Source organism: Sphingomonas sp. IBVSS2 (genome assembly GCF_002127225.1).
In the GTDB taxonomy this organism is placed as follows: Bacteria; Pseudomonadota; Alphaproteobacteria; order Sphingomonadales; family Sphingomonadaceae; genus Sphingomonas.
Genome location: NZ_NFUR01000001.1, coordinates 812,792 through 824,903, shown reverse-complemented (window position 1 = coordinate 824,903; position 12,112 = coordinate 812,792). Strand labels below are relative to the sequence as shown.

At 69.0% G+C, this 12,112-nt stretch carries 14 protein-coding genes; 5 read left to right on the top strand and 9 right to left on the bottom strand.

The window, feature by feature from the left end; all coding sequences use genetic code 11:
* Positions 1-26: 26 nt before the first annotated feature.
* The 4 genes from CAP40_RS04020 to CAP40_RS04005 form a co-directional block, all read right to left on the bottom strand.
* Positions 27-1,127, bottom strand: a complete 1,101-nt coding sequence (locus tag CAP40_RS04020) for an ATP phosphoribosyltransferase regulatory subunit (RefSeq protein WP_086128029.1) — start codon at positions 1,125-1,127, stop codon at positions 27-29.
* A gap of 1 nt (position 1,128) precedes the next feature.
* The gene (locus CAP40_RS04015) at positions 1,129-1,578 is read right to left on the bottom strand and encodes an endonuclease domain-containing protein (RefSeq protein WP_086128028.1); all 450 of its coding nucleotides are present in this window, start codon (positions 1,576-1,578) and stop codon (positions 1,129-1,131) included.
* Between the two features lie 149 nt (positions 1,579-1,727).
* Positions 1,728-3,305: a phosphoglycerate dehydrogenase gene (gene serA, locus CAP40_RS04010; RefSeq protein ID WP_086128027.1), complete on the bottom strand. Its 1,578-nt coding sequence runs from the start codon at positions 3,303-3,305 to the stop codon at positions 1,728-1,730.
* Positions 3,306-3,447: 142 nt separating this feature from the next.
* Positions 3,448-4,608: a phosphoserine transaminase gene (locus CAP40_RS04005; protein ID WP_086128026.1), complete on the bottom strand. Its 1,161-nt coding sequence runs from the start codon at positions 4,606-4,608 to the stop codon at positions 3,448-3,450.
* Between the two features lie 158 nt (positions 4,609-4,766).
* On the opposite strand from CAP40_RS04005, the gene CAP40_RS04000 reads away from it, so the two are divergent.
* Together CAP40_RS04000 and CAP40_RS03995 are read left to right on the top strand one after the other, a co-directional pair.
* Complete coding sequence (locus tag CAP40_RS04000; RefSeq protein ID WP_086128025.1) at positions 4,767-5,441, top strand: extensin family protein; 675 nt, start codon at positions 4,767-4,769, stop codon at positions 5,439-5,441.
* Between the two features lie 36 nt (positions 5,442-5,477).
* Positions 5,478-6,386 (top strand): LOG family protein, encoded by a 909-nt coding sequence (locus CAP40_RS03995; RefSeq protein WP_086128024.1) that lies wholly within the window; start codon positions 5,478-5,480, stop codon positions 6,384-6,386.
* A gap of 34 nt (positions 6,387-6,420) precedes the next feature.
* Here the strand turns inward: CAP40_RS03995 and CAP40_RS03990 are convergent, their stop codons facing one another.
* The 5 genes from CAP40_RS03990 to CAP40_RS03970 form a co-directional block, all read right to left on the bottom strand.
* Positions 6,421-6,912, bottom strand: coding sequence for an OmpA family protein (locus CAP40_RS03990; RefSeq protein WP_086128023.1), 492 nt, complete (start codon positions 6,910-6,912; stop codon positions 6,421-6,423).
* Positions 6,909-8,138 (bottom strand): diguanylate cyclase domain-containing protein, encoded by a 1,230-nt coding sequence (locus CAP40_RS03985; RefSeq protein WP_086128022.1) that lies wholly within the window; start codon positions 8,136-8,138, stop codon positions 6,909-6,911. The genes CAP40_RS03990 and CAP40_RS03985 overlap by 4 nt, the downstream gene beginning before the upstream one ends.
* The gene (locus CAP40_RS03980; RefSeq protein WP_179187891.1) at positions 8,138-8,665 is read right to left on the bottom strand and encodes a YfiR family protein; all 528 of its coding nucleotides are present in this window, start codon (positions 8,663-8,665) and stop codon (positions 8,138-8,140) included. The genes CAP40_RS03985 and CAP40_RS03980 overlap by 1 nt, the downstream gene beginning before the upstream one ends.
* A 161-nt stretch (positions 8,666-8,826) precedes the next feature.
* Positions 8,827-9,222 carry a nuclear transport factor 2 family protein gene (locus CAP40_RS03975; RefSeq protein ID WP_086128020.1) on the bottom strand — a complete coding sequence of 132 codons (396 nt, stop codon included), beginning with the start codon at positions 9,220-9,222 and terminating at the stop codon, positions 8,827-8,829.
* Positions 9,223-9,355: 133 nt separating this feature from the next.
* Positions 9,356-10,033 carry a cytochrome c family protein gene (locus tag CAP40_RS03970; protein WP_086128019.1) on the bottom strand — a complete coding sequence of 226 codons (678 nt, stop codon included), beginning with the start codon at positions 10,031-10,033 and terminating at the stop codon, positions 9,356-9,358.
* A 102-nt stretch (positions 10,034-10,135) separates the two neighbouring features.
* Between CAP40_RS03970 and CAP40_RS03965 the strand changes: the two genes are divergently transcribed.
* From CAP40_RS03965 to CAP40_RS03955, 3 genes are all read left to right on the top strand, one after another.
* Positions 10,136-11,038, top strand: coding sequence for a prephenate dehydratase (locus CAP40_RS03965; RefSeq protein WP_086128018.1), 903 nt, complete (start codon positions 10,136-10,138; stop codon positions 11,036-11,038).
* A gap of 304 nt (positions 11,039-11,342) precedes the next feature.
* A complete protein-coding gene (locus CAP40_RS03960) occupies positions 11,343-11,585 on the top strand; it encodes a helix-turn-helix transcriptional regulator (protein ID WP_256924005.1) in 243 nt (80 codons plus the stop codon).
* A 14-nt stretch (positions 11,586-11,599) separates the two neighbouring features.
* Entirely contained in the window at positions 11,600-12,106 is a 507-nt protein-coding gene (locus CAP40_RS03955; RefSeq protein WP_144034215.1) for a hypothetical protein, read from the top strand.
* Positions 12,107-12,112 lie beyond the last annotated feature (6 nt).

Sequence of the window (12,112 nt, the reverse complement as noted above, 5' to 3'; positions counted from 1 at the left end):
CCTTCGCCGGGGAACAAGGCTGGAGCCTAGACCGAAGCCGGCGCCCCGTCGCGCAGGGCGTGGGTGCAGAGCTGGGCCTCGGGCGTGTCGTCCGCTTCGAGCGCGGCAACGGTCACCCAGCCCTCTTCGCGCAGCGTCGCGCCGATGCCGGCAGGCGTGCCGAAGGGGAGGAACAGCCGGCGCCGCTCGCCCGCGCCGATGCCGGCATCGAGAATGGGGTCGGCATAGAGCGAGAAGCCCACGGCCGCTTCCTCCCGGCCATTGCCGTGCAGGATGGTGTAGGTGCCGCCCCGGCCGATCTCGCCGCGCACGCCCTTTGCGAACAGCGAGAAGCCGAGCCAGCTTTGATATTCGAAGCCGTGGCGTTCCGTGGGATCGAGCGTGAGCGCGGCCTGGCCCCGGATGCTCGCGGCGATCTCGGCAAGGCCGTCGAGCCGGGTGGCGAGCGCCTTGCCCGCATCGCTCGCGCGCAGGCGCTCGATCGCGGCGTCGAAGGGCCCGGCGGCCTCGATCAGGGGCAGATAGCGCGGCGCGATCGCGGCGACGCCGGCGGCGTCCTTGGCATCGAGCCGGTCGCGCAGGGTTGCGAGCTGGGCCGGGGTGAGGCTGTCGCCCGCCAGGCAATCGACCAGATCGGGCAGCGTGAAATCGAGCGCGATGCCCTCGACGCCGCCCGCCCGGAGCGCCTCGATCGCGACGCGCACCACTTCAGTGGCGGCGGCGACGGTGTCGAGGCCGATCAGCTCGGCGCCGATCTGCCGCGTCGCGCGCAGCGGATCGAGCTCCGAGGCGGAAAGCTTCATCACCGGGCCCGCATAGGAAAGGCGCACCGGGCGGGGATGGTGTCCCATCCGCGTCGCGGCGATGCGGCCGATCTGGGCGGTCAGGTCGGGCCGGATCGCCAGCGTTCGCTGCGAGACCGGATCGACGAAGCGCACCGCGTCGCGCAGGCCGCCCGCCGCCTTGAGTCGCGCGCTCAGCTCGTCGGCGAACTCGGCCAGCGGCGGATCGACCTGCTCATAGCCATAGCCGCGGGCAACGCCGAGCACATGGGATTCGAGCCGCGTCGCCGCATCCGCCGCAGGGGGGAGGCGATCGTGAAAGCCTTCGGGAAGTAAGCCGCTCATCTTAGAAGCCCTCTCCCCTCTGGGGAGCATCGGGTGAACAGCGCCCCGCGCTGTTCAGGCCATGCTGGGGGCATGGCCGACCCGATGCTGGTTGGGAGAGGGGCAGTGCCGCAAGCGCCTCGCCGATGGCATATGCCACCCCGTCCAGATTGCGCCCCACTTCGTAGTTCGTGAACCGGATCACCCGATACCCCTGCCGTTCCAGCCAAGAAGTGCGCCGCGCGTCCTGAGCGTCGCGTAACGCATGCGTGTCGCCGTCGATCTCGATGATCAATCCGCGAGAGCGCGCGACAAAATCGGCGATATACGGGGCGATCACCACTTGGCGAGCGAATTTCACGCCCTCGAACTGCTTGGCGCGCAGGATGCGCCACATGGCTGTCTCGGCGGGCGTGGGGCTGACGCGCATTGCCTTCGCTCGCGCAAGCAACGCCTTGTCGGTTTGCGGCACTGCCCCTCTCCCAACCCTCTCCCCGATGGGGAGAGGGCTATAGCCCAGTCGCCCGGTCAACGCATCTCACTCCCTCTCCCCATCGGGGAGAGGGAAAGGGCCCGCGCCAAAGGCGTGGGAAGGGAGACGGGCGGTTTCGCGCCCACCTGTCAGAACGTCAGCGCCATCGCCGTCTTCACGCCGGGAAGCACGCGGACCGTGGCGAGCAGCGCCTCGCCCACCACATCGTCGACCGAGAGCAGCAGCACCGCCTCGCCGCCCGCCTCGCGGCGGCCCAGGTGGAAGGTGCCGATATTGACTCCCGCCTCGCCCAGCGTCGTGCCGAGCCGGCCGATAAAGCCCGGCGCGTCCTCGTTGACGATGTAGAGCATGTGGCCGGCGAGATCGGCCTCGACCTTGATGCCGAACAGCTCGACCAGGCGCGGCGCGGCATTGCCGAACAGCGTGCCCGCCACCGAGCGATCGCCCTGCGTCGTGCCCACGGTGACGCGGACCAGCGTGTGATAATCGCCCTCGCGGTCGTGCCGCACCTCGCGCACGTCGAGCCCGCGCTCCTTGGCCAGGAACGGCGCATTGACCATGTTCACCGTATCCGAATGGACGCGCATCAGGCCGGCGAGCACGGCGCCGACGATCGGCTTCTGGTTGAGCTCGGCCGCCGCGCCTTCGCTCTCGATCGCGATGTTGCGCAGCTCGCCATGCGCGAGCTGGCCGACCAGCGAGCCGAGCTTCTCGGCCAGCGCCATATAGGGCTTGAGGCGCGGCGCCTCCTCGGCCGAGAGGCTGGGCATGTTGAGCGCATTGGTGACGCCGCCGGAGACGAGGAAATCGGCCATCTGCTCGGCGACCTGGATCGCCACGTTCACCTGCGCCTCGGTGGTCGAGGCGCCGAGATGCGGCGTCGAGACGAAGTTGGGCGTGCCGAACAGCGGGTGCTCCTTGGCGGGCTCGACCTGGAACACGTCGAGCGCCGCGCCGGCGACATGGCCGCTCTCCAGCCCCTGCTTGAGCGCCGCCTCGTCGATCAGGCCGCCGCGCGCGCAATTGATGATGCGCACGCCGCGCTTGGTCTTGGCGAGATTCTCGGCCGAGAGGATGCCGCGCGTCTGATCGGTCAGCGGCGTGTGCAGCGTGATGAAGTCGGCGCGGAGCAGCAGGTCGTCGAGGCCCACCTTCTCCACGCCCATCTCGATCGCGCGGTCGGGCGTCAGGAACGGATCGAAGGCGACGACCTTCATCTTCAGGCCCTGGGCGCGGTCGGCGACGATCGAGCCGATATTGCCGGCGCCGATCAGGCCGAGCGTCTTGCCGGTGAGCTCGACGCCCATGAAGCGGTTCTTCTCCCACTTGCCGGCCTGGGTGGAGGCATCGGCCTCGGGCAGCTGGCGGGCGAGCGCGAACATCAGCGCGATGGCATGTTCGGCGGTGGTGATCGAATTGCCGAAGGGCGTGTTCATCACCACCACGCCGCGCGCCGAGGCGGCCGGGATGTCGACATTGTCGACGCCGATGCCGGCGCGGCCGACGACCTTGAGGTTGGCGGCGGCATCCAGGATCTCCGCGGTCACCTTGGTCGAGCTGCGGATGGCGAGGCCGTCATACTGGCCGATGATCGCCTTGAGCTCCTCGGGCGTCTTGCCGGTGATCTCGTCGACCTCGACGCCGCGCTCGCGGAAGATCTGCGCGGCCTTGGGGTCCATCTTGTCGGAAATCAGTACCTTGGGCATGGGGATTCCTTTCTCTCCCTCTCCCCTTTGGGGGAGAGGGCAAGCGAGCGAAGCGAAGCGCGGGAGAGGGGCGGTGCTGGAGAAGAGCGGCTCGCGACAAGCCCCTCTCCCCGATCCTCTCCCCTGAAGGGGAGAGGGGGGATCAGCCCGCTTTCGCGGTTTCGTACGCCCAGTCGAGCCAGGGGCCGAGCGCGACGATATCGGCGGTGTCGACGGTGGCGCCGCACCAGATGCGCAGGCCCGGCGGGGCGTCGCGATAGCCGGCGACGTCATATGCCGCGCCTTCCTTCTCGAGCAGGCCGGCGAACTTCTTGATGAAGTCGGCATCGGCGCCTTCGACGGTGAGGCACACGCTGGTCTTCGAGCGGATGCCGGCATCGGCGGCGAGATGGCCGAGCCAGTCGCGCTCCGCCACGATCGCGTCGAGCGCGGCGGCATTGGCGTCCGACCGCGCGATCAGCCCCCCGGCGCCGCCCAGGCCCTTGGCCCATTCGAGCGCGAAGATCGCATCCTCGACGGCGAGCATCGACGGCGTGTTGATCGTCTCGCCCTTGAACACGCCCTCGGCGAGCGCGCCCTTGGAGACCAGGCGGAAGACCTTGGGCAGCGGCCAGGCCGGTACATGGCTCTCGAGCCGCTCGACCGCGCGGGGGCCGAGGATCAGCACGCCGTGCGCGCCTTCGCCGCCCAGCACCTTCTGCCAGGAGAAGGTGGCGACGTCGATCCTGTCCCAGGGCAGGTCATAGGCGAACACCGCCGAAGTGGCGTCGGCGAAGCTCAGCCCTTCGCGGTCCGCGGCGATCCAGTCGCCGTCCGGCACGCGCACGCCCGAAGTGGTGCCGTTCCAGGTGAACAGCACGTCGTCCGCCCAGTTCACCGCGCCAAGGTCCGGCAGCTGGCCGTAATCGGCGCGGATCACCGTCGGCTCGAGCTTCAGCTGCTTGACCGCGTCGGTGACCCAACCTTCACCGAAGCTTTCCCAGGCGAGCGTGGTGACGCCGCGGGCGCCCAGCATCGTCCACATCGCCATTTCGAAGGCGCCGGTGTCCGAGCCGGGGACGATGCCGATGCGGTGCGTCTCGGGCAGGCGCAGCAGCTCGCGCATCAGGTCGATACAATATTGAAGGCGGTTCTTGCCCAGCTTGGAGCGGTGCGAGCGGCCGAGCGACTCGGTGGCGAGCTTCTCGGGCGACCAGCCGGGAGGCTTGGCGCAGGGACCGGAGGAGAAATGGGGGCGTGCCGGCTTGGCGGCGGGCTTGGCAATGGACGCAATTCCGGCGTCGGCGGCAGTCGTATCAGTCATATAGACTCTCCTTGCAGAGAGCACGCGCGGCGTTGGGACCGCGTGGCCCGTCGACGGCCCTAGCGGCGCGCCCGCGAAAGTCAATTGCGCGAAAGGGCGGGTCGGCGAACATTTGTGGCGTTGACCCTGGCGCGCGCCGATGATGCTATGCGCCCACCATGCGCGTTTTTGCCCTGTTCCTGCCCCTGCTGCTTTCCGGCTGCCTGTTCGGCGGCGGCGGCGATCGTCCCGCCCCTCCTCCGATTCGCGAGCGCCCCGGTGGCCCGGTCACGCTGAACGGCCCGACCCCGCGCGAGACACAGCAATGCTTCGCCGACCTGTCGCGCGAGCAGGTGCGCTATTCCGCCCTCCCCGACCGCGACTTCGGCGGTGGCTGCGTCGTCACCGGCGCGGTGCAGCTGCTCGACATCGGCGTGCCGGTGACCGGGCTCAAGTCGATGAAATGCGGGCTGGCGCGCAGCTTCACTGCCTGGGTGCGCTTCGCCGTCGCCCCGGCGGCACGGCAGATACTGGGCAGCGACCTGGTCCGGGTCGAGACCTATGGCACCTATTCGTGCCGCGGCATCATCGGCAATGGCGCGGCATCGGCGCAGCGCATGTCCGAGCACGGGCTGGCCAACGCGGTCGATGTCTCGGGCTTCGTCCTGGCGGACGGGCGGCGCGTGACGATCGAGCGCGACTGGCGCGGCGGCGACCAGCAGGTCCGCGCCTTTCTCGAGACGATCCACGGATCGGCCTGCAAGCGCTTCGCCACGGTGCTGAGCCCCGATTACAATGCGGCGCATTACAACCACCTCCATCTCGACATGGGGCGGGGCCCGTTCTGCCGCTGATTGCAGCGCGCCCGCATTGGGCCTAAGCCGGGCGAAATGAGCGATACGAGAGTTCCGAGCCGCGTTTTCCGCCCTGCCCAGCAGGAAGTGCAGAACGCCAACACCGCCACCGGCACCCCGCAGACCGAGCACCCCGCCTACCGCCTCGCCTTCCAGGACATGGACTTCCTGCTGCGCGAGGACCTGCGGCCCGTGCGCTTCCAGCTCGAATTGCTGAAGCCGCAGCTGCTGCTCGACGAGGCACACATCAAGTCGACCTTCGTCGTCTATGGATCGGCGCGCATCCCCGAGCCGAGCAAGGCCACCGCGCTGCTCGCACTGGCCGAGACCGAGCAGCAGAAGAAGATCGCCGAGCGGCTGGTCGAGAAATCGAAATATTACGACGTCGCCCGCGAACTGGCGCAGCTGGCGTCGAACTTCCCGCTCGACGAGGCGGGGAACCGCCATTTCGTCGTCACCTCCGGCGGCGGCCCGTCGATCATGGAAGCGGCGAATCGTGGCGCGCGCGACGTGGGCGCGGACACGATCGGCCTCAACATCCTGCTGCCCCACGAACAGGCGCCGAACCCCTATGTCACGCCGGGCCTGTCGATGCAGTTCCACTATTTCGCGCTCCGGAAGATGCACTTCCTGCTGCATGCGCGCGCGGTGGCGGTGTTCCCGGGCGGCTTCGGCACCTTCGACGAATCGTTCGAGCTGCTGACGCTGATCCAGACCGGCAAGATCGCGCCGATCCCGGTGCTGTTCTACGGCAAGGACTTCTGGAACCGCGTCGTCGATTTCGAGGCGCTGGTCGAGGAAGGGGTGATCTCGCCCAAGGATCTCGACCTGTTCCATTTCTGCGAGACCGCGGAAGAGGGCTGGCAGATCGTCCAGGACTTCTGGAAGGGCAAGGATCACACCGTGATCGCCCGCCCGCGGCCGGGAATCGACAGGCCGGAATAGGCGATCCGGCCCGAAAGCGATCCGGCCGGCCCGCTCAGGGCGCGCTGAGGAGGATCACCACGCGGCGATTCTCCTGCCGCCCCTCGGCCGTGCGATTGTCCTCGATCGGATAGCGGTCGCCCAGCCCTTCGGTGCGGATGTTGCCGCGATCGAAGCCCGCGCCGACGAACACGCTGGCGACGGCCCGGGCGCGCTGCCCCGACAGGATCAGGTTGTGGCGGCGCGTGCCGGTGATGTCGGCATGGCCCTCGATCGTGGCGTGGCGGATATCCACTGCCTGCAGGTTGCTCGCGATGCGCGCGATCACCACGGCCTGCTTCTCGTCGACCCGGCTCTCGTCGGAAGCGAAGAGCAGCCGGTCGGCGACGCTGAGCTCCCAGCCGCGATCGGTCTGCACGAAGCCGGCGGCGCGCATCACTTCGAGCTGGGGGGCGGTCCACAGCGGCTTGGGGTGCATCGACGCCTGGCAACCGGCCAGCACCAGGGCCAGCAGCGCAAGCGCGGGGCGATACGCAGCGAACTTCATTTCCTGCCTTCCTTTCGATGTTGGGGCCGCACCTGCTTGGCGGTGAGCATCGCGAGGTCCGCATGGTGGACCAGGCCCGCCAGATCCTCGCCGTCGCGCGGATAGACGGCGGCGCCCAGGGTCAGCCCCACCACCACTTGCTCGCCGCCGGGCAGCGCGATCGGCGCGGCCATCTGGCGCGCGATCCCTTCGCTGGCGCGCGCCACCGCCTCGGCTCCGCTCGGCGCGGCGAGGAGGACGGCGAATTCGTCGCCGCCGAGCCGGGCCGCGATGTCGCTGGCGCGCAGGCCCTTGCGCAGCCGGCGCCCGATCGCGACCAGCACCGCGTCTCCCGCCGCATGGCCATATTCGTCGTTGATCGCCTTGAAGCCGTCGCCATCGGCATAGAGCAGCGCGAAGCCGGTGCCTTCCCGCCGGGCGCGCTCGAGCGCGGCCGAAAGCTCCTGCTCCAGCAATGCCCGGTTGGGCAGCCCGGTGAGCGGGTCGTGCGTCGCCTGGTGGCTCAGCGCGGCATTCTCGTCGCGCATGCGGTGATGCCATTCCTCCAGCTCGGCCAGCAGCGCGTTGAAATCGTCCCGCAGCGAATCGATCTCGCGAATGCTCGCCCTGGGCGCACGGCGATCAAAGGCACGCCCCACGCGCACCGCATGCGCGACGGCGGCCATGGCCTGGAGCGGCGCGGCGATCTCCTCCTGCAGCCGCCGCGCGAGCAGCGACGTCGCGATCGCGGTGACGAGCAGGCAGGCCAGGCCGCCGAGCAGCCCGGCGCGGATATAGCCGGCGACGATCGAGGCATCGCCCTCGACCCGGACCTCCCCGATCACCCGGCCACCCTGCGTGACCGGCGCCGCCACCGGCCGGGGAAAGAACAGCGACTTCGCCACCCATCCGATCGAAGAGCCGGCAGCCAGCGTCGCCTTGGCGCGCTCGGCAAAGGGGTGTGCGGACGGGCCGAACACCACGATCCCCGCCACGCCCGGGCTTTCCGCCAGCGGCTCGATGGTGAGCCTGGCCGCATCGGGATCGTCGAACACCAGCGCGGGCGCGACGCTGTAGCTCGCCGTCTGCGCGATCAGCTCGAGATTCTGCCGGGCATAGATGCCGAGCGCCGCGAAGCCGGTGAGCATCACGGTGAGACCGGCGATCGCCACGGCGACCAGGGTGACGCGGAAATGCACCCTCGAGAGCACCTGGCGCACGCTCGGCAATTGCGTAGGACCCGCCATCAGTTTCCCCCTCCCGTCAGGGTTGCCACGCGCTGCACGCGCGGATCGACGCGCAGGGCGCTGCGCGAGATCGCATCGATGTTGATCCGGAAGCCGATCGACGAGGCACCCACCACGAGGCAGAACATCGCGCCGCCGCGGCATGCCGGATCGGATTCGGCGATCGACAATATCGCGCGGCCATGCGTCGCGCGGATCATGCCCAGACTCTCGGCCGGCCGCATCGCCCCGAGATAGAGAAGGTCGCAGCCGCCCGGCGCCGTGCCGACGCCCAAGCGGCGCACCGTTACCGGCCGCCCCGCCGTGCGCGCCGCCTCGCCAAGCCGGTCGGCATGGTGCACTGCACCAGCGACGCAGACATGCAGCGTGGGAGTCGGCTCCGGCCAGCGCGTGTAGCTTGCGATTCCGCCGATGGTGCGGGCGACGGCGCTGTCCTCTGTGCCTGGCGCGAAGCGCGTCTCGGCCGCCAGGATCGGTACCTCAGCAGATCCTGGAACTATCGCCGACAGGGCGAGAGCAAGCAACAAAACGACCCGATCCTTCCGGCCTTTACGGCCCAATAACCATAACGGTACCGAAAGCGTTCGCGGCAAGTCACGCGGAATCTGCCGACCAAGAGAGGGTTTTTGCGAAAACCCAGGCTTCGCACCGGCTTACCGTGCGTTACATTCTGCTGCACCGCACCATATCAGGCGAGCGTGAGGTAGAGCTCGGCCTCGATCAGCCATTCGCCGCCGGACCGACGCCATTTGGCGGTATAGGCGCCCGCCGCCTCGATCGCGCCGTTCCGCGAAGACATGCCCTGCCAGGCGCCGTGCTCGAACGCGATCGGCGCCACCGGGGAAAGCGTGATCGCCTCCGGCGTGCGGGCATAGACGGTGCGATCGGGCGCGGCGAATTCCCGCTTCCAGGCGAGCAGCTGTGCCTTGCGGCCCGCGATCACTGCCGAATCGGTGCCCGCCACCAGCACGACGTCGGGCGCGAGGAGCGGCCCGATCGCGGCGAGATCGGCCTCCGCCAGCGCGCGGTTGAACGCGGCGCGGCGCATGCGGATGGCAAGTTCGGGCGAAAGCTGCGAGGCCATCGCCCTCCCTAGCCAGGCCGGGCCGAACCCGTCCAGCACCGGCGCGCAGGCCGCCGCGTCATCCGGCCGGGAAAGAAAAGGCGCCGCGGAAGAATCCGCGACGCCCCGTGCATTCGATTCGTGCGGCGCGCCCTCAGGCGCCCTTCTTCTCCGCCGGCGCCTTGGCGCCCGAATCCTTGGCAGGCGCACCCTCGGCCGGGGCCGCTGCGTTCGAGAGGTTGCCGCCCGCGGCATGATCGTCGGTCGCATTGCCCTCGGCCGGGGCCGGCGCGGCGCCGGCGGCGGGAGCGGCCGGCAGCGGCAGGTTCGAGCCCTGGGCGTTGAGATAGGCGATCACGTTGGCGCGCTCCTGGCCGTCCGCGATGCCCGCAAAGGTCATCTTGGTGCCCGAGGCGAACTTGCGCGGGTTGGACAGCCACGCGTCCATCTTGTCGAAGTCCCAGCTGCCGCCCACCGCCTTGAGTGCGTCGGAGAAGGCGAAGCCCGCCTTGCCCTGGGCAATGCCCTCGCCCATCGTGCCGTAGAGGTTCGGGCCGATGCCGTTGGCGCCGCCCTGGTTGATCGTGTGGCAGGCCATGCACTTCTTGAACGAGGCCTCGCCCTTGGCGGCATCGGCCTTGGCCAGGCGCACCGCGATCGGCTCGACCACCGCCGCGCCGCTATCGCCGGCTTCCTCGACGCCCTCGATCACATAGCCCATGTGCTCGGGACGCTCGCCATGGAACAGCATTCCCCCAGCGATCGAAAGCCCGAGCGCGGCAATGCCGCCCGCAAGTGCCCAGCCCGCGATCGTATTGAAGCGATTGTCCATGAAATGCCCCTGCGGAAAAATTGCGTTCCTTTAAAACCGGCACCGCAACTAAAGCAAGCGGGGCTTGCGAGTGCGAGGCTCGGCGGCTAGCGCCCGGCCGTTATGGAGAATTTCGCGAGCCCGGCGAGAAAGCTCGTCGCGGAGATGACCGAGGCAGCCGCCAAGACCCCCGTGCGGGCCGTCGCCTTTCAGGGCGCGCCCGGCGCCAATTCGCATATCGCGGTGCGGGAATGCTTTCCCGACGGGCTGCCGCTCCCCTGCTTCTCGTTCGAGGATGCGATCGACGCCGTGAAGGAAGGCCGGGCCGGCTGCGCGATGATCCCGATCGAGAATTCGCTGCACGGCCGCGTCGCCGACATCCATTTCCTGCTGCCCGAATCGGGCCTGTCGATCATCGGCGAGCATTTCCTGCCGATCCGCTACGCCCTGATGGGGCTGGGCCCGGTCGAAGGCGTGCGCCAGGCGATGAGCCATCCCCAGGCACTCGGCCAGTGCCGCCACTGGCTGAAGGCCCAGGGCATCCAGCCGCTCGCCTATCCCGATACCGCCGGCGCCGCCGCGATGGTGGCGGAGGCCGGCGATCCGGCGGTCGCCGCGCTGGCGCCCCCGGGCGCCGCCGCGCTCTACGACCTGCAGACGCTGGGCGCCGACATCGCCGATGCCGAGCACAACATGACGCGTTTCGTGATCCTGGCGCGCGAGCCGCTGGCCGCCGACGGAGCCGGGGAAGCGGCGGCCCCGTTCATGACCACCTTCGTCTTCGAAGTGAAGAACGTCCCTGCCGCGCTCTACAAGGCGCTGGGCGGCTTCGCGACCAACGGCGTCAACATGACCAAGCTGGAAAGCTACCAGCGCGGCGGCAGCTTCGCGGCGACCGAATTCTATGCCGACATCGTCGGCAGCCCCGACGAGGCACCGGTCGCCCGCGCGCTGGAGGAGCTGAAATTCCACACCAAGTGGATGCGCGTGCTCGGCACCTATGCCCAGGCGCGCGAGCGGGCCTAGCGAACACGCCTCAACCAGCAGACCTGGCATCCCCGCGAAGGCGGGGATCCAGGGTAGCATGGAACAATCGAAGCAATCATGCGCCGGGTTGCCGGAGCCGGAGAGGCACGCCTCGCGACCATTGTTCCTGGCCCTGGCCCCCGCCTTCGCGGGGATGACGCCGGAGAATAGGAAGCGCCAACCTGGCAACCATCGACGGCAACCGGGTCACCACCGGAACGCGGTTCTCAGCGCGATGGCGCTCGCTTGACTCACGCGATGATTTGTTGTGTATAGACAACATATCATCATCCGAGTCGTCAAATTGCCGCAGATACACAACCGCATTGCCCTGTTCCGTGCCGAACGCGGGATGAGCCGGCGCGCGCTTGCCGAAGCCGTGGGAGTGAATCCCCAGACGATCGGCTATCTCGAGCGCGGCGACTACAGCCCCAGCCTGGAGCTCGGCATGAAGCTCGCCGCGGTGTTCGACGCACCGGTCGAGCTGCTCTTCTCCTTCACTCCTTTCGAATCGGTCGCGTCGGCGCTGCGCCGCGCGGCCGAATGATCCCGGAGGCCGACATGTCCCGTTTCAACCAGCGCCTGTTCTCCCGGCTCGACGCCGCCGCCGACCGCACCGGCATCCCCGCCCTCGCCAGGGCCGAGGTGCGCCGGCGGCACCTGCGCTGGATCCCCATCCTCGCGCTCGTTCTGGCCGTGGGCGGCTGGGCCTGGGGGTTGGCGCGGCCCGAAGGGATGCATCCGGGCTATGCCCTGATCACGGCGGGATTCGTGCTGGGCACGTTCCTGCCGATCTTCGGGCCGATCAAGCCCTGGGGCGGCCCCAGGCTGGTCGACGAGTTCGACCGGCAGCTGCGCCAGCGCGCCTTCCTGGTCGGCTTCGCGACGGTGAGCTTCGCGACCTTCCTCGGCATCTGGCTGATGCTCGGCCTGGCGCTGCTCGACCATTGGAGCCGCGAGGCGCTGATGGGGCAGCTCGCCTATTTCGCCTATATGCTGTTCGTGCTCTACCTCACCGTGCCGACCCTGCACGCGAGCTGGGCGACCCGGCCGGTGGAGGAGGATTGAGGCGCG